23 protein-coding genes and 1 pseudogene are annotated in these 24407 nt (G+C 69.9%); 2 read left to right on the plus strand and 22 right to left on the minus strand.

Going from position 1 to position 24407, the window contains the following annotated elements:
* Positions 1-109 precede the first annotated feature (109 nt).
* Positions 110-1219, plus strand: a pseudogene (locus tag PV682_RS35345) (glycoside hydrolase family 18 protein); the annotation flags it as partial.
* Positions 1220-1338: 119 nt separating this feature from the next.
* The gene (locus PV682_RS35350) at positions 1339-1533 is read left to right on the plus strand and encodes a hypothetical protein (protein ID WP_319735848.1); all 195 of its coding nucleotides are present in this window, start codon (positions 1339-1341) and stop codon (positions 1531-1533) included.
* A 3-nt stretch (positions 1534-1536) separates the two neighbouring features.
* On the opposite strand, the gene PV682_RS35355 is transcribed toward PV682_RS35350, so the two are convergent.
* From PV682_RS35355 to PV682_RS35460, 22 genes are all read right to left on the minus strand, one after another.
* Entirely contained in the window at positions 1537-1983 is a 447-nt protein-coding gene (locus tag PV682_RS35355; protein WP_319735849.1) for a DUF2550 domain-containing protein, read from the minus strand.
* Between the two features lie 154 nt (positions 1984-2137).
* The gene (locus PV682_RS35360) at positions 2138-2512 is read right to left on the minus strand and encodes a F0F1 ATP synthase subunit epsilon (RefSeq protein WP_055720597.1); all 375 of its coding nucleotides are present in this window, start codon (positions 2510-2512) and stop codon (positions 2138-2140) included.
* A gap of 116 nt (positions 2513-2628) precedes the next feature.
* Positions 2629-4065 carry a F0F1 ATP synthase subunit beta gene (atpD, locus tag PV682_RS35365; protein WP_319735850.1) on the minus strand — a complete coding sequence of 479 codons (1437 nt, stop codon included), beginning with the start codon at positions 4063-4065 and terminating at the stop codon, positions 2629-2631.
* Entirely contained in the window at positions 4065-4985 is a 921-nt protein-coding gene (locus PV682_RS35370; RefSeq protein ID WP_319735851.1) for a F0F1 ATP synthase subunit gamma, read from the minus strand. Before PV682_RS35370 ends, atpD begins: the two co-directional genes overlap by 1 nt.
* Before the next feature lie 21 nt (positions 4986-5006).
* Positions 5007-6590: a F0F1 ATP synthase subunit alpha gene (gene atpA / locus PV682_RS35375; RefSeq protein WP_319735852.1), complete on the minus strand. Its 1584-nt coding sequence runs from the start codon at positions 6588-6590 to the stop codon at positions 5007-5009.
* 133 nt (positions 6591-6723) lie between these two features.
* On the minus strand, positions 6724-7539 hold the full coding sequence (locus PV682_RS35380; protein WP_319735853.1) for a F0F1 ATP synthase subunit delta: 816 nt from the start codon (positions 7537-7539) through the stop codon (positions 6724-6726).
* Positions 7536-8081: a F0F1 ATP synthase subunit B gene (locus PV682_RS35385; protein ID WP_319735854.1), complete on the minus strand. Its 546-nt coding sequence runs from the start codon at positions 8079-8081 to the stop codon at positions 7536-7538. Before PV682_RS35385 ends, PV682_RS35380 begins: the two co-directional genes overlap by 4 nt.
* 41 nt (positions 8082-8122) lie before the next feature.
* Entirely contained in the window at positions 8123-8368 is a 246-nt protein-coding gene (locus PV682_RS35390) for an ATP synthase subunit c family protein (RefSeq protein WP_055720591.1), read from the minus strand.
* Positions 8369-8446: 78 nt separating this feature from the next.
* Positions 8447-9274, minus strand: a complete 828-nt coding sequence (gene atpB / locus PV682_RS35395; RefSeq protein WP_055720590.1) for a F0F1 ATP synthase subunit A — start codon at positions 9272-9274, stop codon at positions 8447-8449.
* Between the two features lie 225 nt (positions 9275-9499).
* Positions 9500-9913 (minus strand): hypothetical protein, encoded by a 414-nt coding sequence (locus tag PV682_RS35400; RefSeq protein WP_319735855.1) that lies wholly within the window; start codon positions 9911-9913, stop codon positions 9500-9502.
* A 334-nt stretch (positions 9914-10247) separates the two neighbouring features.
* Positions 10248-11534 (minus strand): MraY family glycosyltransferase, encoded by a 1287-nt coding sequence (locus PV682_RS35405; protein ID WP_319735856.1) that lies wholly within the window; start codon positions 11532-11534, stop codon positions 10248-10250.
* A gap of 314 nt (positions 11535-11848) precedes the next feature.
* Positions 11849-13090 carry a serine hydroxymethyltransferase gene (locus tag PV682_RS35410; protein ID WP_319735857.1) on the minus strand — a complete coding sequence of 414 codons (1242 nt, stop codon included), beginning with the start codon at positions 13088-13090 and terminating at the stop codon, positions 11849-11851.
* Positions 13091-13147: 57 nt separating this feature from the next.
* Entirely contained in the window at positions 13148-13807 is a 660-nt protein-coding gene (locus PV682_RS35415; protein ID WP_319735858.1) for an arsenate reductase/protein-tyrosine-phosphatase family protein, read from the minus strand.
* A gap of 46 nt (positions 13808-13853) precedes the next feature.
* Positions 13854-14501: an L-threonylcarbamoyladenylate synthase gene (locus PV682_RS35420; RefSeq protein ID WP_319735859.1), complete on the minus strand. Its 648-nt coding sequence runs from the start codon at positions 14499-14501 to the stop codon at positions 13854-13856.
* Between the two features lie 40 nt (positions 14502-14541).
* Entirely contained in the window at positions 14542-15387 is an 846-nt protein-coding gene (gene prmC, locus PV682_RS35425; protein WP_055720584.1) for a peptide chain release factor N(5)-glutamine methyltransferase, read from the minus strand.
* A 27-nt stretch (positions 15388-15414) separates the two neighbouring features.
* The gene (gene prfA, locus PV682_RS35430; protein WP_055720583.1) at positions 15415-16491 is read right to left on the minus strand and encodes a peptide chain release factor 1; all 1077 of its coding nucleotides are present in this window, start codon (positions 16489-16491) and stop codon (positions 15415-15417) included.
* Positions 16492-16601: 110 nt separating this feature from the next.
* Complete coding sequence (gene rpmE / locus PV682_RS35435; RefSeq protein WP_055720582.1) at positions 16602-16826, minus strand: 50S ribosomal protein L31; 225 nt, start codon at positions 16824-16826, stop codon at positions 16602-16604.
* Positions 16827-17194: 368 nt separating this feature from the next.
* Positions 17195-18286 carry an LCP family protein gene (locus PV682_RS35440; protein ID WP_319735860.1) on the minus strand — a complete coding sequence of 364 codons (1092 nt, stop codon included), beginning with the start codon at positions 18284-18286 and terminating at the stop codon, positions 17195-17197.
* A gap of 168 nt (positions 18287-18454) precedes the next feature.
* Entirely contained in the window at positions 18455-20467 is a 2013-nt protein-coding gene (gene rho, locus PV682_RS35445) for a transcription termination factor Rho (RefSeq protein ID WP_319735861.1), read from the minus strand.
* A 393-nt stretch (positions 20468-20860) separates the two neighbouring features.
* Positions 20861-21796 (minus strand): homoserine kinase, encoded by a 936-nt coding sequence (thrB, locus tag PV682_RS35450; protein WP_319735862.1) that lies wholly within the window; start codon positions 21794-21796, stop codon positions 20861-20863.
* 247 nt (positions 21797-22043) lie between these two features.
* Positions 22044-23102, minus strand: coding sequence for a threonine synthase (thrC, locus tag PV682_RS35455; protein WP_055720578.1), 1059 nt, complete (start codon positions 23100-23102; stop codon positions 22044-22046).
* A 6-nt stretch (positions 23103-23108) separates the two neighbouring features.
* Positions 23109-24401 (minus strand): homoserine dehydrogenase, encoded by a 1293-nt coding sequence (locus PV682_RS35460; protein WP_319735863.1) that lies wholly within the window; start codon positions 24399-24401, stop codon positions 23109-23111.
* Positions 24402-24407: the final 6 nt, after the last annotated feature.

Here is a 24407-nt window from a genome sequence, read left to right on the forward strand (position 1 = left end):
CTTCCGCAGGCTGGCGGCCGTACTCGCCGCAGCCGCCCTGCTCCCCCTCACGGCCCTCGCGACCCCGGCCGCCGCACACGCCCCCGCCCCGCACCCCCGCGCCGAATCCCCGGTGAAACTCGGCTACTTCACCGAGTGGGGCATCTACGGCCGGAACTACAACGTCAAGAACCTCGTCACCTCCGGCTCCGCCGCGAAGATCACCCACATCAACTACGCCTTCGGCAACGTCACCGACGGCAAGTGCGCGATCGGCGACTCCTGGGCCGACTACGACAAGGCGTTCACCGCCGACCAGTCCGTCAGCGGCGCCGCCGACACCTGGGACCAGCCCCTGCGCGGCAACTTCAACCAGCTCCGCCAGCTGAAGGCCAAGTACCCGCACATCAAGGTCCTCTGGTCGTTCGGCGGCTGGACGTGGTCCGGCGGCTTCGGCCAGGCCGCCCAGAACCCGGCGGCGTTCGCGCAGTCCTGCTACGACCTGGTCGAGGACCCCCGCTGGGCGGACGTCTTCGACGGCATCGACATCGACTGGGAGTACCCGAACGCCTGCGGCAACTCCTGCGACACCTCGGGCCCGGCCGCGTTCCCCCACCTCATGGCGGCCCTGCGCGCCAAGTTCGGCGCGAACTACCTGGTCACCGCCGCGACGACGGCCGACGCCACCAACGGCGGCAAGATCGACGCGGCCGACTACGCGGGCGCGGCCCGGTACGTCGACTGGTACAACGTCATGACGTACGACTTCTTCGGCGCCTTCACCGCCCAGGGCCCCACGGCCCCCCACTCCCCCCTGTACGCCTACCCCGGCATCCCGCAGCAGGGCTTCACCACGGCCGACGCCATCGCCAAGTACCGCGCGAAGGGCGTCCCCGCGAACAAGCTCCTCGTGGGCGTCGGCTTCTACGGCCGGGGCTGGACCGGAGTGACCCAGTCGGCGCCGGGCGGCACCGCGACGGGCGCCGCGCCAGGGACGTACGAAGCAGGTGTCGAGGACTACAAGGTCCTCAAGACGACCTGCCCGCCGACCGGCCTGGTCGGCGGCACCGCGTACGCGTACTGCGGCACCAACTGGTGGTCGTACGACACCCCCCAGACGATCGCCGGAAAGATGGCCTGGGCCAGGCTCCAGGGCCTGAAGGGCGCGTTCTTCTGGGAGTTCAGCGGCGACACCGCGAACGGCGAACTGGTGACGGCCGTCAGCGACGGGCTGGCGTAGGGCGCGAAGCGGGCCGTTCGGCCCACCCCGGTGGACCGAACGGCCCGTGAGAAGCGGGGGGAACGGGGAAGAAAGTGGGTCTCTGCACAGCAAGCGGAACGGAAAGTTCAGGGGGACCCATGAAGCGCCGGCCCAGTGACAAGCGCAGTCTCACACCCTCGGCGGCTCAGCTCGCCGCCCTCGGCTCGGCCACCTCGGCGGCCCTGATCGCCGTACTCTCCCAGGTCAGCGTGACGGTGACCCTGTCCCAGGGGCAGCACCAGGCGGCCATGGTGGAGCAGCCGGTACGGCCGGTGTGCCCGCTGCAAGCCTGACACTCAGGCCACGTTGACGCGCTGTCCGGGCGGAGCCGCCTCCAGCCAGGCGAGGAAACCGGTCAGCGCGTCCTCGCTCATCGCGAGTTCGAGGCGCGTGCCGCGGTGCGTGCAGGCGAGGACCACCGCGTCGGACAGCAGCGCCAGCTCCTCCTCGCCCTCGGGGAGCCGGCGGCCGGCGACCTCGATCGCCGAGCGCTCCAGGACGCGGCGCGGCCGGTAGGCGTAGGAGAAGACGCGGTACCACTCGACGCTGTCCCCGCTGTAGCGGGCCACGCCGTAGGACCAGCCTTTTCCGCTGGGGTCGGGTTTCTCGGGCACGTCCCAGCGCAGCGAACAGTCGAACGTGCCGCCCGAGCGCTGGATCAGTCTGCGGCGCAGGCCGAAGACGAACAGACCCAGCACCACGAGGGCCACGACGACTCCGCACACAGTCAGAGCGAGGACCATCGACACCGACCTCCTCGTCTCCTACGTACCGAAATGCGGTTCGGCGATTGGTAACGGAACGGAAAAAACATCCAGATCTGCCACAGCCGCGACCGGCACCGGATCGCTCCGGGCCGGCCGCGGCTGAGTGACTGGCATCACATGGGCGCTGCGATCAATGCGTGGCCGCCGCGCGCAGTCGGACCTCGGCGCGCCGCTCGGCGGCGGCGTCCCCCTCGGCCTTCGCGCGCTCCAGCTCCCGCTCGACGCGCTGGACGTCGATCTCGTCCGACAGCTCGGCGACCTCCGCCAGCAGCGACAGCTTGTTGTCGGCGAACGAGATGAATCCGCCGTGCACCGCGGCGACGACGGTCCCGCCGTCACTCGTACGGATGGTCACCGGGCCCGACTCCAGCACACCGAGCAGCGGCTGGTGACCGGGCATGACGCCGATGTCGCCGGACGTGGTGCGCGCGACGACGAGAGTCGCGTCGCCCGACCAGACCTCTCGGTCGGCCGCGACCAGCGCGACGTGCAGCTCAGCAGCCAAGGTTGGCTCCTCGGGTCACCACCCGGCGGTCCTGCCGGGTGTTGGTTACAAGTCTAATGGGCGTGAAAGAGGGGGCGGGACGCACCCGCCCCCTCAAGCGCGAACTCTCAGGGAGTTCAGGAGACGCCCAGCTCCTTGGCGTTGGCCTTCAGGTCCTCGATGCCACCGCAGAGGAAGAACGCCTGCTCCGGGAAGTGGTCGTAGTCGCCGTCGATGATCGCGTTGAACGCGGCGATCGACTCGTCCAGCGGCACGTCCGACCCGTCGACGCCGGTGAACTGCTTGGCGACGTGGGTGTTCTGGGACAGGAAGCGCTCCACGCGACGGGCGCGGTGGACGGTGAGCTTGTCCTCCTCGCCCAGCTCGTCGATACCGAGGATCGCGATGATGTCCTGGAGGTCCTTGTACTTCTGGAGGACCGTCTTGACGCGCATCGCGGTGTTGTAGTGGTCCGCCGCGATGTAGCGGGGGTCCAGGATCCGGGACGTGGAGTCCAGCGGGTCCACGGCCGGGTAGATGCCCTTCTCGGAGATCGGACGGGACAGAACCGTCGTCGCGTCGAGGTGGGCGAAGGTGGTGGCCGGGGCCGGGTCGGTCAGGTCGTCCGCGGGGACGTAGATCGCCTGCATCGAGGTGATCGAGTGACCGCGGGTCGAGGTGATGCGCTCCTGGAGGAGACCCATCTCGTCGGCCAGGTTCGGCTGGTAACCCACCGCGGAGGGCATGCGGCCGAGGAGGGTCGACACCTCGGAACCGGCCTGCGTGAAGCGGAAGATGTTGTCGATGAAGAACAGCACGTCCTGCTTCTGCACATCGCGGAAGTACTCCGCCATGGTCAGACCCGCGAGGGCCACGCGCAGACGGGTGCCCGGGGGCTCGTCCATCTGGCCGAAGACGAGGGCCGTCTTGTCGATGACGCCCGAGTCGGCCATCTCCTCGATGAGGTCGTTGCCCTCACGGGTGCGCTCACCGACACCGGCGAACACGGAGACACCGTCGTGGTTGTTGGCGACGCGGTAGATCATCTCCTGGATGAGCACCGTCTTGCCGACGCCGGCACCGCCGAACAGACCGATCTTGCCGCCCTTGACGTACGGGGTCAGCAGGTCGATGACCTTGACGCCGGTCTCGAACATCTCGGTCTTCGACTCGAGCTCGTCGAAGTTGGGGGCCTTGCGGTGGATGGACCAGCGCTCGCCCTCGTACTGCTCGTCGGCGTTGAGGACCTCGCCGAGGGTGTTGAACACCTTGCCCTTGGTGAAGTCGCCGACGGGGACGGAGATGCCCGTGCCCGTGTCGGTCACCGGGGCCTGGCGGACCAGGCCGTCGGTGGGCTGCATCGAGATGGTGCGGACCAGGCCGTCACCCAGGTGCTGGGCGACCTCCAGGGTCAGCGTCTTCTTCGCGCCGTCCAGCGCCGGGTCTGCGACCTCGACGTGCAGGGCGTTGTAGATCTCCGGCATGGCGTCGACGGGGAACTCCACGTCGACGACCGGGCCGATGACCCGGGCGACGCGGCCCGTGGCCGTCGCGGTCTCAACAGTGGTGGTCATTAGCGGTCACTCCCCGCGGTCGCGTCGGCGAGGGCTGCGGTGCCACCGACGATCTCGCTGATTTCCTGGGTGATTTCGGCCTGGCGGGCCGCGTTGGCAAGGCGGGAGAGCGTCTCGATCAGCTCACCCGCGTTGTCGGTGGCCGACTTCATCGCACGCCGCGTCGCCGCGTGCTTCGAAGCCGCCGACTGGAGCAGCGCGTTGTAGACGCGGCTCTCCACATAGCGCGGCAGCAGGGCGTCGAGGACGTCCTCCGCCGAGGGCTCGAAGTCGTACAGGGGAAGGATCTCGCCCTGCTTGGACTCGCCCGAGCCCGCCGTCTCGTCGAGGCTGAGCGGCAGCAGACGGTCGTCGAGCGCGGTCTGCGTCATCATCGAGACGAACTCGGTGAACACGATGTGGATCTCGTCCACCCCGCCGTCCGCCGTGTCCTTCTCGATCGCCTCGATCAGCGGCGCCGCGACGTTCTTGGCGTCCGCGTACGTCGGTTCGTCCGTGAAGCCCGACCACGAGTCCGCGATCTTCCGCTCACGGAAGTTGTAGTGCGCGACACCTCGGCGGCCGACGATGTACGTGTCGACCTCCTTGCCCTCGGCCTGGAGCTTCGCCGTGAGCTGCTCCGCCGCCTTGATGGCGTTGGAGTTGAAGGCGCCGGCCAGTCCGCGGTCGCTGGTCAGCAGCAGGACCGCGGACCGTACGACGGTCTCGGCCTGCGTGGTCAGCGGGTGCTTCGTGTTCGAACCGGTCCCGACCGCCGTGACCGCGCGCGTCAGCTCGGTCGCGTACGGCGCGGAGGCCGCCACCTTGCGCTGCGCCTTGACGACGCGCGAGGCGGCGATCATCTCCATCGCCTTGGTGATCTTCTTGGTCGCGGTGACGGATCGGATGCGACGCTTGTAGACCCGGAGCTGGGCTCCCATGAGTCAGGTCCCTTCCTTACGTCACTTGGCGGCGGAGTCTTCGCCGAGCAGCTTGCCGTCCGCGGTCTCGAACTGCTTCTTGAACTCCGCGATGGCGTCATCGATCGCCTGGATGGTGTCGTCCGACATCTTGGCGCCCTCCTTGATGGAGGTCATGAGGCCCTGCTCCTTGCGGTGCAGGTACTCCAGCAGCTCCTTCTCGAAGCGGCGGATGTCGGCGACCGGGACCTCGTCCATCTTGCCGTTGGTGCCGGCCCAGATGGAGACGACCTGGTCCTCGGTGGCCATCGGCTGGTACTGGGCCTGCTTCAGCAGCTCGACCAGGCGCGAACCACGCTCCAGCTGGGCCTTCGACGCGGCGTCCAGGTCGGAACCGAAGGCGGCGAACGCCTCCAGCTCGCGGTACTGGGCGAGGTCGAGGCGCAGTCGGCCGGAGACCTGGCGCATCGCCTTGTGCTGCGCGGAACCGCCGACTCGGGAGACGGAGATACCGACGTTCAGCGCGGGGCGCTGACCGGCGTTGAACAGGTCCGACTCCAGGAAGCACTGGCCGTCGGTGATGGAGATGACGTTGGTCGGGATGAACGCCGAGACGTCGTTCGCCTTGGTCTCGACGATCGGCAGACCGGTCATCGAGCCGGCGCCCAGGTCGTCGGAGAGCTTCGCGCAGCGCTCCAGGAGACGGGAGTGCAGGTAGAAGACGTCACCCGGGTAGGCCTCGCGGCCCGGCGGGCGGCGCAGCAGCAGGGAGACGGCGCGGTAGGCGTCGGCCTGCTTCGACAGGTCGTCGAAGATGATGAGGACGTGCTTGCCCTCGTACATCCACTGCTGGCCGATGGCGGAACCGGTGTACGGCGCCAGGTACTTGAAGCCGGCCGGGTCGGACGCGGGGGCGGCGACGATGGTCGTGTACTCCAGCGCGCCGGCCTCTTCGAGGGCGCCACGCACGGAGGCGATGGTCGAGCCCTTCTGGCCGATGGCGACGTAGACGCAGCGGACCTGCTTCTTCGGGTCGCCGGAGCGCCAGTTGTCGCGCTGGTTGATGATCGTGTCGACGGCCAGGGCGGTCTTGCCGGTCTGGCGGTCGCCGATGATCAGCTGGCGCTGGCCGCGGCCGATCGGGGTCATCGCGTCGACGGCCTTGTAGCCGGTCTCCATCGGCTCGTGGACCGACTTACGGGCCATGACGCCGGGAGCCTGGAGCTCCAGGGCGCGGCGGCCGGTGGTCTCGATCTCGCCGAGGCCGTCGATCGGGTTGCCGAGCGGGTCGACGACGCGGCCGAGGTAGCCCTCGCCGACCGCGACGGACAGGACCTCTCCGGTGCGGTGCACCGGCTGGCCCTCCTCGACGCCGCTGAACTCGCCGAGGACGATGGCGCCGATCTCGCGCTCTTCGAGGTTCAGCGCGAGGCCGAGGGTGCCGTCCTCGAACTTCAGCAGTTCGTTGGCCATGGCCGAGGGGAGGCCTTCGACCTTCGCGATGCCGTCGCCGGCAAGGGTGACCGTACCGACCTCCTCGCGCGAGGCCGCGTCCGGCTGGTACGACTGGACGAAGGTCTCCAGCGCGTCCCGGATCTCCTCCGGCCGGATCGTGAGCTCCGACATCTGGGTTCCCTGCTCTCCTTGTTGGGCCCGAAGTTTCACTTTGGGGGGATGTCTCGACTTCGGACTCCCCCCTGAACGAGGTGAATCCTCTTGCACGGCCCAACGCGGGCCGTATTTCAACGTCTGTTACTTCTTAGCTCGCCATGCGGCGGGCGGCGTCCTCGATGCGGTCCGCGACCGAGCCGTTGATGACCTCGTCACCGACCTGCACCCGGATCCCGCCGACGACCCCGGGGTCGACGTCGAGGTTGAGGTGCATCTGGCGGCCGTAGAGCTTGGCGAGGGCGGCGCCGAGGCGCTGCTTCTGGCCGTCGCTCAGCGGGACCGCCGAGGTGACGACGGCGACGATCCGGTCCCGGCGCTCGGCGGCGAGCTTGGAGAGGGCCTCCAGGCCCGATTCCAGGCTACGGCCACGCGGCGCGGTCACCAGGCGCGTCACCAGCCGTTCGGTGGCCGCGTCCGCACGGCGGGCGAGCAGGCTGCCGAGCAGCTCGCTCTTGGCCGCGGCGGTGGCCTTCCGATCGGTCAGCGCGGCGCGCAGCTCGGTGGAGGAGGAGACGATCCGTCCGAAGCGGAACAGTTCGTCCTCGACGCTGTCGAGCCTGCCCGCCTTCTGCGCTGCGGTGAGGTCGGCGATGTTCGCCAGCTCCTCCAGCGCGTCCACCAGGTCACGGGACTGCGACCAGCGGGCGCGGACCAGTCCGGCCACCAGGTCGGCGGCGGGGCCGCTGATCCGGTCACCGAGCAGGCGCGCGGCGAGCGCGGCCTTGGCCTCGCCGGACTGCGCCGGGTCGGTGAGGACCCGACGCAAGCCGACCTCGCGGTCGAGCAGTGCGGTCACGGACGCCAGCTCACCGGCGAGCGCGCTCGCGTCGACCGACGTGGCGTCGGTCAGCGCGTCGAGGCGCTCCCGTGCGGCGGCCAGGGCCTCGCGGCTGGCTCCGTTCATCGCGATGCCTCGGCCTTCTCCTCGAGATCGTCGAGGAAGCGGTCGATGACGCGGCTCTGCCGGGCGTGGTCCTCGAGGGACTCGCCGACGAGCTTGCCGGCCAGTTCGGTGGCGAGCTTGCCGACGTCCTGGCGCAGCGCGGAGGAAGCCGCCTTGCGGTCGGCCGCGATCTGCGCGTGGCCGGCGGCGACGATCTCCTCGCGCTGGCGCTGGCCCTCGGCGCGCATCTCGGCGATCAGCGTGGCGCCCTGCTCCTGCGCCTCCTGGCGCAGCCGGGCGGCCTCGTGACGGGCCTCGGCGAGCTGGGCCTTGTACTGCTCCAGGACGCTCTGGGCCTCCTGCTGCATGGCCTGCGCGTCTTCGATACCGCCCTCGATGGCCTCGCGACGCTCTTCCAGAACCTTGTTGATGTTCGGGAGGAGCTTCTTGGCGAGGAAGCCGAAGACGATGACGAAGGCGATGAGGCCGATGACGAGCTCGGGGACCGGCGGGATGAGGGGGTTTTCCGCCTCCTCAGCCGCCATGAGAACCAGAGGGCTCATATCAGTGCCTTTCGTCGAAAGGGGCGGTCCGACGGATCAGGTCAGGAGGCCGGGTAAACGAACGGCATGACCAGACCGATCAGCGCGAGCGCCTCACAGAAGGCGAAGCCGAGGATCTGGTTGGCGCGGATCAGGCCGGCCGCTTCGGGCTGGCGGGCGAGCGCCTGGGTGCCGTTACCGAAGATGATGCCGACGCCGACGCCCGGGCCGATTGCGGCGAGACCGTAACCGATGGAGCCGAGGTTGCCCTGGATCTTGACTTCGGCGAGGGTCTGGAGAGCGGACATGTCCGGTTCTTCCTTCTCTTTCAAGGTCCGGTGGGGGTTGGCCACCGGGTGCTTTGGGGGGTTCGAAGCGGGCTGTGCTCAGTGGTGCTCGGCGAGCGCGCCCTGGATGAAGGTGCAGGTCAGCAGGACGAAGACGTACGCCTGGACGGCCTGGATGAAGAGCTCGAAGGCCGTCATCACGATGACCATCACGAACGACACGCCGGAGTAGGCGATGCCGATGCCGTTGAGCATGTACCAGCTGGCGATCGTGAAGAGCAGCAGCAGGGTGTGGCCCGCGAACATGTTCGCGAAGAGCCGGACCGCGTGCGTGAAGGGGCGCACGATCAGGTTCGAGAGGAGCTCGATGGACATCGACAGCGGCAGGACCGCGCCGAGGGACTTGTCGTAGCCGCTGAAGTTCTTGAAGGCACCGACGAAGCCGTGCCGCTTGAAGGTCAGCGAGACCCAGAGGATGTAGACGAGTCCGGCGAGGACCGCGGGGTAGGAGATGATCGCGGTGACCGGGAACTGGGCGACCGGGATGATCGACCACAGGTTCATGATCCAGATGAAGAAGAAGAGGGAGACGATGAGAGGTACGTACTTCTCGCCCTCCTTCTTGCCGATCGTCTCGTAGACGACGCCGCGCCGGATGAAGTCGTAACCGGCCTCGGCGACCATCTGGAGCTTGCCCGGGACGACCTTCGGCTTCGCGAAGGCGGCCCAGAAGAAGCCGACGATGATGATCGAGCCGAGCAGCGCCAGCAGCATCGTCTTGTTGAAGTACAGGTTGCTGTCCGCGTCGCCGAAGAGCGGCTTGAACAGGAACGAGTGAAGGCCCGGAGCGACCGTGTCGAAACCACACCCGTCGAACAGGTGACAGCTCGTGTCGAAAGCGAGCGTCTGCGTCGGGTCAGCACTCACCGCGGGCTCCTTCGTCGTGGCGCATAGGTACGGCAACCTCGTTGTGTCGGCGCGGCACGGGGCCGCCGTTCGGCACGGGACTGGTGTTACGGATGTGGGGGCGGCTCAGGGGCATCTCGCCTCGCGAATGAACAGGCGTCAGCTCGAATGCCCGCGCCCGCGATGCCGCAGTTGGCACCGGACGATAGCAGGATCTGTCGTACGTCTTTATCCCACCCCTACCTCTCACGACGAGTGCCCCGATTTTTCGGGCTCGACGTAGAGGATCTTGGCTTTCATGTGGGCACGCGTCTGAGCCGCGATCCACGCGAGGGTGGCGACGACGAGCGTGATGGCGAAGGCCCGGGGGTTGAACAGGGTGGTGTTCTTGAACACGGCCATGAAGACGAAGAGCAGCAGGATCTGCGCCGCGTAGAGCATCAGGCCCATGGACTGGAAGAGATGCGGAAGCGTTTTGGCCGTGCGCTGGAGCACGTACAGCCCGATCCCCATGAAGAGGACCACCACGACCGTCGCGACGACCGCCCCGATGGCACCCTTGCCGCCCGCGACCACGCCGCTCACCACGGCGGCGATCGCACCGGCGGCGGCTGTGGGCACAGCGGCCTGGGCCAAAATCCGGACGTCGTTGGACGGCATGGCGGCAACTCCGCGGTTCAAGGGAGGGGAAGGGCTGTCGTCATGGACGAGCGTAGACCCGGTTCGAGGGGGTGAGACCTCAGACCTGCGGACCGTCGTACTGCGGTCCGTCGGCTCTGTCCGGGGTTCTCGTGAACCGTATCACAAACTATTTGATGAGGTCTTTACCTCGAAGGGGTGCTCGGCGTCACACATGAGAGTGAAAGCGCGCGTCTGAGCGAAAACCGGGGGAGCTTGTCTGGTATTGCACCCTTCGCACCCTCTAGCTTCCCCCACGACTTGGCAATGCTCTAGTCAGATTCTTACTTTGAGCGCGACCCCGCTCGGAACGTTCTCACCTTCGGGGGAGCCGGGTACGGCCCCCCACAGCGGTAGCCCCGTTGACGCCGGCCCCCGCGCCCACCGGCGTGCGCTCCTCCTCCGGCGCCACCGGCAGCGGCTCCGCCACGACCCTGCGGCGCCGGTAGCGGGGCGGCACGAACGCCTGGGCCCACAGCGGGGCGCGCGGCGTGAAGCGGGGCAGCAGCAACAGGACCAGGCCGACCGCGCTCAGCGCCGCGACGCCGAGGACGATCCACATCGACGCCGAGTTGACGGAGTAGGCCAGCGCCCCGAACGCGATCAGCGCCGACCAGAAGTACATGATCAGCACGGCCCGGCTGTGCGAGTGGCCGACCTCAAGGAGGCGGTGGTGCAGGTGCCCCCGGTCCGCCGCGAACGGGGACTGGCCGCGCCAGGTGCGGCGGACGATCGCGAGGATCAGGTCGGCCGCGGGGATCGCGATGATCGTCAGCGGCATCAGCAGCGGGATGTACACCGGCACCATCTGGTGGACGGCGTCGCGCTCGGACCCGACGTACAGCTTCATCGCGTCCGGGTCCACCTGGCCCGTGATCGAGATCGCGCCCGCCGCCAGGATCAGCCCGATCAGCATCGACCCCGAGTCGCCCATGAAGATCCGCGCCGGGTGCATGTTGTGCGGCAGGAAGCCCAGGCACATGCCCATCAGGATCGCCGAGAACAGCGTCGCCGGGGCGGCGGCCTCGATGCCGTACGAGTACCAGATCCGGTAGGCGTACATGAAGAACGCGGCGGCGGCGATGCACACCATGCCGGCCGCGAGGCCGTCGAGGCCGTCCACGAAGTTCACGGCGTTGATCGTGATGACGACCAGCGCGACCGTCAGCAGGGTGCCCTGCCACTGCGTCAACGCGACGGTTCCCACGAACGGGATCGGCAGCCAGAGGATCGTGAGGCCCTGGACGACCATGACACCGGCGGCGATCATCTGCGCGCCGAGCTTGATCAGCGCGTCGATCTCGAACTTGTCGTCGAGCACCCCGATCAGCCAGATCAGCGCGGCCCCCGACAGCAGGGCCCGGGGCTCGCTCGACTTCTCGAACACCTCGTTGAGGTTGGTCAGATGGTCCGCGACCAGCAGCCCCGCGCACAGCCCGAAGAACATCGCGATCCCACCGAGCCGCGGAGTCGGTTCCCGGTGCACGTCACGCGCCCGGATCTCCGGCATCGCCCCGGCCACGATCGCGAACTTCCGCACCGGCCCGGTCAGCAGATACGTCACCGCGGCCGTGATGCAGAGCGTCAGCAGGTATTCACGCACGGGCTTCCCCACAGGTCTCGCTGGCCATCTCAGCCCCACACCCTAGACCCTGTCGTCGGATTCCCGTCGTCCGCCCGGAGGGCGGGCCGGGAGGGGCCCGGTGCGTGCAGCTGCAAGGCGGAGGAGGGCGTCGACGCGGAGCGTCGGCAACCGACGACAACGCCGCAGATGCGCGTACCGGGCCCCTCCCGGCAGGCGGGAATCCGACGACAGGGTCTTGACGACGAGCGCATACGGGTAAGGACATCCGGGTAGCCACGATGGTTGCACGTCCGGCTGTGTGCCCCTCTGTACGTGTGCCCCGGACCGTCCGTTCAGTCCGGATACGGCGGCCGTTCCCGGACCAGCTCCTCCACTTCCTCACGTCCTCTCCGCGCGGTCACCTCACCGCGCACCACCCCCGCGAGCAGCGCGGCGACCCGGGCCATCTCGGCCTCCCCCATCCCCTGCGTGGTCACGGCGGCACTCCCCAGCCTCAGCCCGCGCCCACCGCCCCCCGGCAGAACACAGCAGTCCAGAATCACCCGGGCAGCCGCCAGCCGCCCCCTGGCGGCCTTCGCGTCGACCCCCAGCGGCGACGGGTCGACGACGACCAGGTGGGTGTCGGTGCCCCCGGTGACGACCCGCATCCCCTCGGCGGCCAGCCCCGCCGCCAGCACCCGCGCGTTGGCGACCACCTGCCGCGCGTACCCGGCGAACCCGGGCCCCGCGGCCTCCCCGAACGCCACCGCCTTGGCGGCGACCGTGTGCATCTGGGCCCCGCCCTGCGTGAACGGGAAAACAGCCCGGTCGACCCGTTCCGCCAGCTCCTGCCCGCACAGCACCATCCCGCCCCGGGGCCCCCGCAGCACCTTGTGCGTGGTCGCGCACACCACATCGGCGTACGGCACAGGACTCGGCGCGGCCCCTCCCGCGACGAGCCCGATGGGATGGGCGGCGTCGGCGATCAGATAGGCCCCCACCTCATCGGCGACCCCCCGGAAGAACCCGTAGTCGAGGTGGCGCGGATAGGCGATGGAACCGCACACGATCGCTTTGGGCCGGTGCGCCCGGGCCAGCTCCCGTACGGCGTCGTGGTCGACGAACCCCGTCGAGGCGTCGACCCCGTACGACACGAAAGAGAACCAGCGCCCCGAGAAGTTGACGGGCGACCCGTGCGTCAGGTGCCCGCCGTCCCGCAGCCCGAGCGCGAGCACGGTGTCCCCGGGCCGCAGCAGGGCGGCGTACGCGGCCAGGACGGCCGAGGAGCCCGAATGGGGCTGCACGTTCGCGTGGCCCGCGCCGAACAGCGCCTTCGCCCGCTCCACGGCGACCCGCTCGGCGACGTCGACGATCTCGCACCCGCCGTGGTGCCGGGCCCCCGGATAGCCCTCGGCGTACTTGTTGGCGAGCACGGAACCCAGCGCGGCCAGCACGGCGGGCGAACAGAAGTTCTCGGCGGCGACGAGTTGCAGCCCGGAAGCCTGCCTGCGCCGCTCCCCCATCAGGACCTCGGCGATCTCGGGGTCCTGCCGCAGCAGGACATCGCTCTGCGGTCCCGACAGGGAAACGGCCATGGCAGGCTCCGAGCCTCGAAGCGGACGTATCCCCAATGTAGGCCGAAACCCCCGCGCCTACATCCGCGCCGCCACCCCCGTGAGCGCGGTCACCACAGGGTCGAGCGCCTGGTGTATCTCGTCCCCGATGGACCGGAAGAACGGCAGCGGAGCCCCGTACGGATCGTGCACCTCGTCCGCCTCGGCGGTGGGCGCGAGGAGCCACCCGCGCAGGGCCGCCGCGGCCCGTACGAGCGCGCGGGCGCGCATGACGACGCCCTCGTCCAGGGAGGGCAGCGTCGCCGGGTCTATGGCCCGCACGAGCCGGGTGAACTCCTTCAGCGTGAAGGTGCGCAGCCCGGCGGAGTGGCCCATGGAGATGACCTGGGCCCGGTGGTCCCGGGTGGCGGTCAGCACCAGGTCGGCCCGGATGACGTGCTCGTCGAGCAGCTCCCGCCCGGTGAACCCGGAGGCGTCCGCCCCGAACTCCGCGAGCACGGCCTCCGCGTTGGCCTCCATGGGCGCCCCTTCGTGCCCCCACGTCCCGGCGCTCTCGACGATGAGCCCGCCCCCGAGGATCCCGAGCCGCTCGGCGACGAAGTGCCGGGTGAGGCGCTCGGTGATGGGCGAGCGGCACACGTTCCCGGTGCTGACGTGCAGGATCCGGAAACTGTCCCGGGGGAACCCGAACGTCGTCGTGATCTCGGCGGCCGACTCCCCACCGCCTATGCCCGGCATGGGGTGCCCCCCAGCCCGGCCGGGAGGACGCCGCACCCGGGCCCCGTCAATTCGCCACCTCAAGATCGGGTACGACCTTCCGCAGCTCCTCCGCGGTGATGGCCCCCTCGCGCAGCAGGACGGGCACCTCACGGGTGACGTCCACGATGGAGGAGGGCACGTTCCCGGGCGTGGGCCCGCCGTCGAGGTAGACGGAGACGGAGTCGCCGAGCATCCCCTGGGCCTCGTCGCAGTTCTCCGGCGCGGGATGCCCGGTGAGGTTGGCGGAGGACACGGCCATCGGCCCGACCTCGGTGAGCAGCTCGATGGCGACCGGGTGCAGCGGCATCCGCACGGCGACGGTCCCCCGGGTGTCCCCGAGGTCCCACTGGAGGGACGGCTGATGCCGGGCGACGAGCGTCAGCGCGCCGGGCCAGAACGCGTCGACGAGTTCCCAGGCGAGCTCGGAGAAGTCGGTGACGAGCCCGTGCAGGGTGTTGGGCGAGCCGATGAGCACGGGCGTGGGCATGTTGCGGCCCCGCCCCTTCGCGTCGAGGAGTTCCGCCACGGCCTCGGAGGAGAACGCGTCGGCGCCGATCCCGTACACCGTGTCGGTGGGCAGCACGACCAGCTCGCCCCGGCGGACGGCGGACGCGGCCTCGCGCAGACCGGTCGTGCGGTCGGTCGCGTCGTTGGTGTCGTATCGCCGTGCCATGTCTAGCGGTCCTCCTGCTCGGAAACGAAAGAAGCGCCCATCACGGCATCGCCCTGCGGGCCGTCGCGAAGCGGGGGCGGTTGTTGAGGTCGGGGTGGTCGGCGGCGTCGGCCCAGCCGAGTTCCTCGGTGAAGATCCACGGCACCTGCCCGCCCTGCGTGTCCGCGTGCTCGACGACGACGACGCCGCCGGGCCGCAGCAGCCGGTGCGCGGTGCGCTCCAGGCCCCGGATGAGGTCGAGGCCGTCCTCGCCGGAGAAGAGCGCCAGCTCGGGGTCGTAGTCGCGGGCCTCGGGGGCGACGTACTCCCACTCGGTGAGCGGGATGTACGGCGGGTTGGTGATGACGAGGTCGACCTGGCCGTCGAGGTCGGGGAACGCGTCGAGCGCGTTGCCCTGGCGCAGGTCGACGCGCGAGCCGGCCATGTTCTTGCGGGTCCACACGAGCGCGTCCTCGGACAGCTCCACGGCGTGCACCTTGGAGCGCGGCACCTCCTGGGCGAGGGCGAGGGCGATCGCGCCGGAGCCGGTGCACAGGTCGACGATGGTCGGCTCGACGACGTCCATCGCGCGCACGGCGTCTATGGCCCAGCCGACGACGGACTCGGTCTCGGGCCGGGGCACGAACACCCCGGGCCCGACCTGGAGTTCCAGGTACCGGAAGTAGGCGCGCCCGGTGATGTGCTGGAGCGGCTCGCGCTGCTCGCGCCGGGCGATGGCCTCCCAGTAGCGGGCGTCGAAGTCGGAGTCCTTCACGGAGTGCAGTTCGCCGCGCTTCACCGCGTGCACGAACGCGGCGAGCTCCTCCGCGTCGGTGCGCGGCGAGGGCACACCGGCGTCGGCCAGCCGCTGGGTGGCCTGGGCCACCTCGGCGAGCAGCAGGTTCACGCGAGTCCTCCGGTTTTCGTCAGGGTCTTACGCGGCCGCGAGCTTCGCCGCCGAGTCCGCGTCGACGCAGGCCTGGATGACCGCGTCGAGGTCGCCGTCCAGGACCTGGTCCAGGTTGTACGACTTGAAGCCGACGCGGTGGTCGGAGATGCGGTTCTCCGGGAAGTTGTACGTACGGATCTTCTCGGAGCGGTCGACGGTCCGCACCTGGCTGCGCCGGGCGTCCGCGGCCTCCCGCTCCGCCTCCTCCTGAGCGGCGGCGAGCAGCCTGGAGCGCAGGATACGCATCGCCTGCTCCTTGTTCTGCAACTGGCTCTTCTCGTTCTGACAGGAGGCTACGACGCCGGTGGGGATGTGCGTGATGCGTACGGCGGAGTCGGTGGTGTTGACGGACTGCCCGCCGGGGCCCGAGGAGCGGTAGACGTCGATGCGCAGGTCGTTCGGGTTGATCTCGACGTCGACCTCCTCGGCCTCGGGCGTCACGAGGACACCGGCGGCGGAGGTGTGGATACGGCCCTGCGACTCGGTGGCCGGGACGCGCTGGACGCGGTGCACGCCGCCCTCGTACTTCAGCCGCGCCCACACGCCCTGTCCGGGCTCGGTGGCGCCGTTGCCGCCCTTGGTCTTCACGGCGACCTGGACGTCCTTGTAGCCGCCCAGCTCCGACTCGGTGGCGTCGATGATCTCGGTCTTCCAGCCGACGCGCTCCGCGTACCGCAGGTACATGCGCAGCAGGTCGCCGGCGAACAGCGCCGACTCGTCGCCGCCCGCGCCCGCCTTGATCTCCAGGATCACGTCCTTGTCGTCCGAGGGGTCCCTCGGGACCAGCAGCAGGCGCAGCTTCTCCGTCAGCTCCTCGCGCTGCTTCTCCAGCTCCTTGACCTCGGCCGCGAAGTCCGGGTCGTCGGCGGCGAGTTCCTTCGCCGTCCCGATGTCGTCGCCGGTCTGCTTCCAGGAGCGGTACGTCGCGACGATCGGGGTCAGCTCGGCGTAGCGCTTGTTCAGCTTGCGCGCGTTCGCCTGGTCGGCGAAGACCGCCGGGTCGGCGAGCGTCGTCTCCAGCTCGGCGTGTTCCGTGACCAGTTCCTCGACGGCCTCGAACATCTTGGGCTCCTGTGATTCCTACGACGGTGAAGTGGGCGGCGACCAAAAACGCCGGTCCCGGGAGCACCCCCTGGCGGGAGCGCTGCCGTGGACCGGCGAAGAGGGGCTCGCTACTTCTTGGAGCCTGCGGCGGCCTTGCCGAAGCGGGCCTCGAAGCGGGCCACACGGCCACCGGTGTCGAGGATCTTCTGCTTGCCCGTGTAGAACGGGTGGCACTCGGAGCAGACGTCCGCACGGATGGTGCCGGACTCGATGGTGCTGCGAGTCGTGAACGACGCGCCGCAGGTGCAGCTGACCTGCGTCTCGACGTACGCGGGGTGGATGTCGCGCTTCAAGGGATTCTCCTAGATTTACGGGAGGGCACCGGGTCGCTTCCGCGGCTGCGGGGCGTGAACCGGGGCCGACGTACCAGTCTGCCAGGACTGGTGCCATACGCCCAAACCGGGGGTGGTGGTGAACTATTCCCGGGGGGCGGGTGCAGGTTCGCTGTGGCCGTTCGCGCAGTTCCCCGCGCCCCTAAAAGACGGGCGGCTGCGGGCTCGCTGTGGCTGATCGCGCCCACGCGGCGGTAGCCGCAGATCAGAAACAGCCCCGCGCCCCTAAAAGACAGGCGGGTGCGGGTTCGTTGTCAGACGGCCGACTGCGAGTTTTTCAGGGGCGCGGGGAACTGCGCGAGCAACCACATCCGGCCCGCAGTCGCCACTCACGAGGAAGTCACCACCCCGTTCGCCTCCCCCGTCGCCGTCCCCTCCGTGGCCGTCTTCGGGGTCGGCTGGTCCGTCTTCAGGGCTGTCCAGACCTGGGCCGCCTTGGTCTCGGCGATGATCACCCTGTTCGGGTTCGCCGGGTCGTACTGGACCGGCATCGTGACCATCGTCATGTTGGAGGAGCTGATGCCCTTCAGACTGTTGGCGAAGGACATCAGGGAGTTGACCGAGCCGAGGTCGGAGTCGGTCGTGACCGCCTTCGTGGCCGTGTCCGCGAGGTCGTACAGCTTCGTGGGGCTCGTGAAGAGGCCGATCGAGCCGACCTGGTTGACCAGGGCCTTGATGAACGCCTGCTGGAGCTGGATGCGGCCGAGGTCGGAGCCGTCGCCGACGCCGTGGCGGGTACGGACGAGACCGAGGGCCTGCTCGCCGTTCAGGCGGTGCGTGCCCGCCGCCAGGTTCAGGTGGCTGTCCTTGTCGCTGATCGCCTTGGTGGTCGTGACCCGCACCCCGCCCAGTTCGTCGATCAGCTTCTCGAACCCGGAGAAGTCGACTTCGAGGTAGTGGTCCATGCGCAGGTTCGTGATCGACTCGACGGTCTTGACCGCGCAGGCCGCCCCGCCGGTGGTGTACGCGGTGTTGAACATCACCCCGCGCGCGGCATCGTGGGTGACCCCGCGGGCGTCCGCGCAGGCGGGCCGGTCGACGAGGGTGTCGCGGGGGATGGAGACGACGCTCGCCTTCTTGTGCCCCTCGTAGACGTGGACGATCATCGCCGTGTCCGAGCGTGCGCTGCCGTCGTCGGTGCCCCCGCCGAGCTTCTTGTTGGCCCCGGACCGCGAGTCGGACCCGAGGACGAGGATGTTCTCGGACCCGTTGTCGGTCTTGGCGGGCCGGTCCGTACCGAGCGCCTGGTCGATGTCGACGCTCTTGATGTTGCCGTTGAGCTTGACGTAGAGGAATCCCGCCCCGGTCCCCCCGAGGACGAGGATCCCCCCGGCGACCCACGCCGCGACCACCAGCCCCCGCCGCCTCTTGGGCTTGCGGTGGCTGTTCCCCAGTATGTCAGGCGTGCTCTCGGCGGGCATGTCTCCTCGGCTCTCTTCTGCCTCGTCTCATCATCACTCCGCCAGATCAGACGGGGAAACTCCGGACAGGGTTGCACAAGTCGCCAGAGCCGATCAAAAACACAGGAAAAAGACAGAAAAACGGTCACCCCTCGCACACGAGGGGTGACCGTTCTCGGAGACCTGCCGTCAGTCGCTGCCGTTGCCCGGCGTCGTCTTCTGGATCTGCATCAGGAACTCGGCGTTCGACTTCGTCTGCTTCATCTTGTCGAGGAGCAGTTCGATCGCCTGCTGCTGGTCGAGCGCGTGCAGCACCCGGCGCAGCTTCCAGACGACCGCCAGCTCCTCGTTGCCGAGCAGGATCTCTTCCTTGCGGGTACCGGACGCGTCGACGTCGACGGCCGGGAAGATCCGCTTGTCGGCGAGCTTCCGGTCGAGCTTGAGCTCCATGTTGCCGGTGCCCTTGAACTCCTCGAAGATCACCTCGTCCATGCGGGACCCGGTGTCGACGAGCGCGGTCGCGAGGATGGTCAGCGAGCCGCCGTCCTCGATGTTGCGCGCGGCGCCGAAGAAGCGCTTCGGGGGGTAGAGGGCGGTCGAGTCGACACCACCGGACAGGATGCGCCCGGAGGCCGGCGCCGCGAGGTTGTAGGCACGGCCCAGACGCGTGATGGAGTCGAGCAGGACGACGACGTCGTGGCCCAGCTCGACCAGCCGCTTGGCGCGCTCGATGGCGAGCTCGGCGACGGTCGTGTGGTCCTCGGCGGGCCGGTCGAAGGTCGAGGAGATGACCTCGCCCTTCACCGACCGCTGCATGTCGGTGACCTCTTCGGGACGCTCGTCGACGAGGACGACCATCAGGTGGCACTCGGGGTTGTTGTGCGTGATCGCGTTGGCGATGGCCTGCATGATCATGGTCTTGCCGGTCTTCGGCGGGGCCACGATCAGCCCGCGCTGGCCCTTGCCGATCGGCGACACGAGGTCGATGATCCGCGTGGTCAGCACACCCGGGTCGGTCTCCAGGCGGAGCCGGTCCTGCGGGTACAGCGGCGTCAGCTTGTTGAACTCCGGGCGGCCACGGCCGTGTTCGGGCGCCATGCCGTTGGTGGAGTCGAGGCGCACGAGCGCGTTGAACTTCTCGCGCCGCTCGCCGTCCTTGGGCTGGCGGACCGCGCCCGTGACGTGATCGCCCTTGCGCAGGCCGTTCTTGCGGACCTGGGCGAGGGAGACGTACACGTCGTTGGGGCCGGGCAGGTAGCCCGAGGTGCGGATGAAGGCGTAGTTGTCGAGGATGTCGAGGATGCCCGCGACCGGGATCAGGACGTCGTCGTCGGCCAACTGCGGCTCGGGGGCGCCGAGTTCGTCGCGCCCGCGACGCCCGCGGCGGTCCCGGTAGCGGCCCCGGCGGCCCCGGCGGCCACCGTCGAAGTCGTCGTCCTCGTCGAGGCGCGGGCCGTTGTCGCGCTGCTGGCGGTCCTGACGGCCGCCCTGCTCCTGCCGGTCCTGGCGCGGCTGGCGCTCCTGGCGGCCCTGGCCCTGCTGGTCGTCGCTCTTGCCGCGCCGGTCGGCGCGGTCGCCGCGGTCCCCGCGCTCGCCCCGCTCACCGCGGTCGCGACCGCGCTCGCGGCGGCCCTGGCGACGGCCCTCGCCGTCACCCGCGTCGGCCTGCGGGCGCTCGGCGACGGGCGTCTCGGCCCGGGGCTCGGTCTTCGCCTCGACGGCGACCGTCTCGACGGACGCGGCGGCCACGGGGGCGCCGGCCTCGGCGGTGGCGCGGCGGCGGCCACGGCGCTCGACGGGCGCGTCACCGGCCGGCTGGCCGGGGATGTCGATCTGCTGCTGGGCCGGCTCGGCGGCGGGCGCCTCGGCCTTGACGGCCGGCGCCTCCTCGGCCGTACGGGCGCGGGAGGTGGCGCGGCGCTTGGGCTTCTCGGCAGGCGCCTCGGCCTGCGGGGCGGCGGCGCCCGAGCCGGCCTGCGCCTCCTTGATGACGTCGATCAGCTGGCTCTTGCGCATCCGCGCGGTGCCCTTGATACCGAGGCCGGATGCGACCTGCTGAAGCTCTGCCAGCACCATGCCTTCGAGGCCGGTACCGCGGCGCCGCCGGGAGCCGGCACCGGCGGCAGGCGCGGAGGCGTCCGTGGCGGGCGCGGCAGCGGTCTCCTCGACACGTGCGCCCATCAGATCGGTGGTGTCGCTCACGAAGGGTCCTTCCCTGGAGCGGACGTCGGCCTGTCTGGCTCGGCGACCGGTTGTGCTGTCCGGTTCCTGTCCCATTGGTGTGGACGGAGCCGGGGCGGTAATCCGCCGGAGCGGCGGATGAGGTTTCTGGTGATGGCGCTCCCCCGACAGATCAGGGGTCGCACCTGTTCCGGAGCGTGCCCTGTGGGCCACTCAGCGTCGATGTACAGCGCACTGCCCAGGTGCGTGGTACGGAACGCAATGCGGCTTGGGGAGCTCCCGGAAGAATGTCTGTCCCGGACGGGGACGTGAAGCACCTCGCCATGGTGGGGTCGGGTGCAGACTTGAGGTTAACACTACCGGATCCAACAAACATTCCCCCTCTCGAAATCCGGCGACGATTCACGCGATGTCTTATGCGTGGAGGTCGCCGGCCGGTGCGAGCGGCAATACGCTCGCACCCTGAAGGTCCAGGCCCAGCCGGTTGGCGGCCCAGTCCGCGCCCGCCGACGCCTCGACCTTGTCGGCCGATTCCGCGTCGGCCAGCGCCATCACGGTGGGTCCCGCGCCGGAGATCACGGCGGGGATGCCGTCGGCGCGCAGCCGCTCCACGAGGGCGGCGCTCTCCGGCATCGCGGGGGCGCGGTACTCCTGGTGGAGGCGGTCCTCGGTGGCGGGCAGCAGCAGCTCGGGGCGCCGGGTGAGGGCCTCGACGAGCAGGGCGGCACGGCCCGCGTTGGCGGCGGCGTCGACGTGCGGGACGGTGCGCGGGAGCAGTCCGCGCGCGGTCTCGGTGAGGAGCGGCTTCGCGGGCACGAAAACCACCGGAACGATGGAATCGGCGGGCTCGGTACGGATCGCGCGGGCCGCGCCGCCGTCCATCCAGGAAAGGGTGAATCCGCCGAGCAGGCAGGCCGCGACGTTGTCGGGGTGGCCCTCGATCTCGGTGGCGAGTTCGAGGAGCGCGGCGCTGTCGAGGCGGGCTTCGCCGCCTATGGTCACGGCGCGGGCGGCGACGATGCCGGCGCAGATCGCGGCGGAGGAGGAGCCGAGGCCGCGGCCGTGCGGGATGCGGTTGGCGCAGACGATCTCCAGGCCGCGCGGCTGTCCGCCGAGGGCGTCGAAGGCGGTGCGCATGGCCCGGACGAGGAGGTGACTCTCGTCGCGCGGGAGGGTTTCACCGCCCTCTCCGGCGATGTCGATGTGCAGCCCGGAGTCGGCCACCCGGACGACGACGTCGTCGTAGAGCCCCAGCGCGAGGCCGAAGGCGTCGAAGCCGGGCCCGAGGTTGGCGCTGGTGGCGGGGACGCGCACCCGGACGGCGGCGGCGCGGAAGGCGGGACCGGCCATCGCTCGATGAACTCCTTGAGCTGCGGAACTGTCGATTGTCATGCGGCGACGTCGACGTTCGGGGACTGACGTGCGGTGAGACCCCCCGGGGCTGCGGCGACGGCGCGGCAGCCCGGCATCCGCGGTGCATATGCAGCGGGCGGGTTCACTACAGCCTATCGAAGGAAGGTTCTGCGGCGACATAGGGCGCACAGGAGGCGCACGATGCGTGTCGTAAGCCCCCTGTGCACCCCTGACGGGGGAACCCCTAGACGAGACCGAGGTTCTGCGCCGCCGCGGCGGCGTCGACGGGGACCGTCAGCGGCTGCGGGGCGCCCGCGACCGCCCAGTCGGGGTCCTTGAGGCCGTTGCCGGTGACGGTGCAGACGATGCGCTGGCCGGGGTCGACCTTGCCCTGCTCGGCGGCCTTGAGGAGGCCGGCGACGGAGGCGGCGGAGGCGGGCTCGACGAAGACGCCCTCCTGCGCGGCCAGCAGCCGGTAGGCGCGCAGGATCTCGCGGTCCGTCACCTCGTCGATGAACCCGCCGGACTCCTCGCGCGCGGCGAGCGCGTACTCCCAGGAGGCCGGGTTGCCGATGCGGATCGCCGTCGCGATCGTCGAGGGGTCCTTGACGACCTCGCCGCGCACGATCGGCGCCGAGCCGGACGCCTGGAACCCCCACATGCGGGGCGTGCGGGAGGCGACGCCGTCGGCGGCGTACTCCTTGTAGCCCTTCCAGTACGCGGTGATGTTGCCCGCGTTGCCGACCGGGAGGACGTGGATGTCGGGGGCGTCGCCGAGCATGTCGACGATCTCGAAGGCGGCGGTCTTCTGGCCCTCGATGCGCACCGGGTTGACCGAATTGACCAGCGCGACAGGGTAGTTGTCGCTCAGGTCGCGGGCCAGGGTGAGGCAGTCGTCGAAGTTGCCGTCGACCTGGAGGATCTTCGCGCCGTGCACGAGGGCCTGGCCCATCTTGCCGAGCGCGATCTTGCCGCGCGGCACGAGGACGGCGGAGACCATGCCCGCGCGCACGCCGTACGCGGCGGCGGAGGCCGACGTGTTGCCGGTGGAGGCGCAGATGACGGCCTGCGCGCCCTCCTCCTTGGCCTTGGAGATGGCCATGGTCATGCCGCGGTCCTTGAAGGACCCCGTCGGGTTCGCGCCCTCGACCTTGAGGTGGACCTCGCAGCCGGTGCGCTCGGAGAGCACCTGCGCGGGGACGAGAGGCGTGCCGCCCTCGCGGAGCGTCACGACCGGCGTGCCGGCGGAGACGGGCAGCCGGTCCCGGTACTCCTCGATGATTCCGCGCCACTGGTGGGTCATTGCTGGTTACTCTCCTTCAACCCGCATGATGCTGGCGACACCGCGGACAGTGTCGAGCTTGCGCAGCGCCTCGACGGTCCCGCTGAGGGCGGCGTCGGACGCGCGGTGGGTGACGACGACGAGAGACGCCTCGCCGTCCTTGCCCTGCTGACGAACGGTATCGATCGACACCCCGTGCTCGGCGAACACGGTCGCGACCTGGGCGAGTACACCCGGTTTGTCCGCCACGTCGAGGCTGATGTGGTACCGCGTCACGACATCGCCCATGGGCGACACCGGCAGGGCCGCGTACGCCGACTCGCCGGGCCCCGTCGCCCCGCTGAGCCGGTTGCGGCACACGGCGACGAGGTCGCCGAGCACGGCCGAGGCGGTGGGCGCGCCGCCCGCGCCGGGGCCGTAGAACATGAGCTGGCCGGCCGCGTCGGACTCGACGAAGACGGCGTTGTAGGCGCCGCGCACGGAGGCGAGCGGGTGGGAGAGCGGGATCATCGCGGGGTGGACGCGCGCGGTGACCGAACCGCCGTCGGCGGCGCGCTCGCAGATCGCCAGCAGCTTGATCGTGCAGTTCATGTTCTTCGCGGAGGCGAAGTCCGCCGCGGTCACCTCGGACATGCCCTCGCGGTAGACGTCGTCGAGGCGCACGCGGGTGTGGAAGGCGATCCCGGCGAGGATCGCGGCCTTGGCGGCGGCGTCGAAGCCCTCGACGTCGGCGGTCGGGTCGGCTTCCGCGTACCCGAGGGCGGTGGCCTCGTCGAGCGCTTCCTGGTAGCCGGCGCCGGTCGAGTCCATCTTGTCGAGGATGAAGTTCGTCGTGCCGTTGACGATGCCGAGCACGCGGTTGACCTTGTCGCCGGCCAGCGACTCGCGCAGCGGGCGGATCAGCGGGATCGCGCCGGCGACGGCCGCCTCGTAGTACAGGTCACGGCCGTGCTCCTGCGCCGCCGCGTGCAGCGCCGCGCCGTCCTGCGCGAGGAGCGCCTTGTTCGCCGAGACGACCGAGGCGCCGTGCTCGAAGGCGGTCGTGATGAGGGTGCGGGCCGGCTCGATGCCGCCGATGACCTCGACGACGACGTCGATGTCACCGCGTTTGACGAGCGCGGTCGCGTCCGTCGTGACCAGCGCCGGGTCGATGCCGTCGCGGACCCTGCTCGGGCGGCGCACGGCGACCCCGGCCAGCTCCACGGGGGCGCCGATCCTCGCGGCGAGGTCGTCGGCGTGCGTCGTCATGATGCGGGCCACCTCTGAGCCGACGACTCCACAGCCCAGCAGCGCCACCTTCAGCGGACGCGTACGCATCATGCGACC

This window comes from Streptomyces niveiscabiei, assembly GCF_033794345.1.
Classification (GTDB): Bacteria; Actinomycetota; Actinomycetes; order Streptomycetales; family Streptomycetaceae; genus Streptomyces; species Streptomyces niveiscabiei.

Bases quoted from the DNA above. Each gene is read 5' to 3' on its own strand.
- PV682_RS35355 (WP_319735849.1), bottom strand. From the start codon at position 1,983: ATGGTCCTCGCTCTGACTGTGTGCGGAGTCGTCGTGGCCCTCGTGGTG.
- prfA (WP_055720583.1), bottom strand. From the start codon at position 16,491: ATGTTCGAGGCCGTCGAGGAACTGGTCACGGAACACGCCGAGCTGGAG.
- thrC (WP_055720578.1), bottom strand. From the start codon at position 23,102: ATGACCCACCAGTGGCGCGGAATCATCGAGGAGTACCGGGACCGGCTG.
- PV682_RS35410 (WP_319735857.1), bottom strand. From the start codon at position 13,090: ATGGCCGTTTCCCTGTCGGGACCGCAGAGCGATGTCCTGCTGCGGCAG.
- PV682_RS35420 (WP_319735859.1), bottom strand. From the start codon at position 14,501: ATGGCACGGCGATACGACACCAACGACGCGACCGACCGCACGACCGGT.
- atpA (WP_319735852.1), bottom strand. From the start codon at position 6,590: ATGTCGGAGCTCACGATCCGGCCGGAGGAGATCCGGGACGCGCTGGAG.
- PV682_RS35400 (WP_319735855.1), bottom strand. From the start codon at position 9,913: ATGCCGTCCAACGACGTCCGGATTTTGGCCCAGGCCGCTGTGCCCACA.
- thrB (WP_319735862.1), bottom strand. From the start codon at position 21,796: ATGGCCGGTCCCGCCTTCCGCGCCGCCGCCGTCCGGGTGCGCGTCCCC.
- PV682_RS35460 (WP_319735863.1), bottom strand. From the start codon at position 24,401: ATGATGCGTACGCGTCCGCTGAAGGTGGCGCTGCTGGGCTGTGGAGTC.
- PV682_RS35350 (WP_319735848.1), top strand. From the start codon at position 1,339: ATGAAGCGCCGGCCCAGTGACAAGCGCAGTCTCACACCCTCGGCGGCT.
- atpD (WP_319735850.1), bottom strand. From the start codon at position 4,065: ATGACCACCACTGTTGAGACCGCGACGGCCACGGGCCGCGTCGCCCGG.
- PV682_RS35380 (WP_319735853.1), bottom strand. From the start codon at position 7,539: ATGAACGGAGCCAGCCGCGAGGCCCTGGCCGCCGCACGGGAGCGCCTC.
- PV682_RS35390 (WP_055720591.1), bottom strand. From the start codon at position 8,368: ATGTCCGCTCTCCAGACCCTCGCCGAAGTCAAGATCCAGGGCAACCTC.
- PV682_RS35415 (WP_319735858.1), bottom strand. From the start codon at position 13,807: ATGCCGGGCATAGGCGGTGGGGAGTCGGCCGCCGAGATCACGACGACG.
- PV682_RS35370 (WP_319735851.1), bottom strand. From the start codon at position 4,985: ATGGGAGCCCAGCTCCGGGTCTACAAGCGTCGCATCCGATCCGTCACC.
- PV682_RS35440 (WP_319735860.1), bottom strand. From the start codon at position 18,286: ATGCCCGCCGAGAGCACGCCTGACATACTGGGGAACAGCCACCGCAAG.
- PV682_RS35385 (WP_319735854.1), bottom strand. From the start codon at position 8,081: ATGAGCCCTCTGGTTCTCATGGCGGCTGAGGAGGCGGAAAACCCCCTC.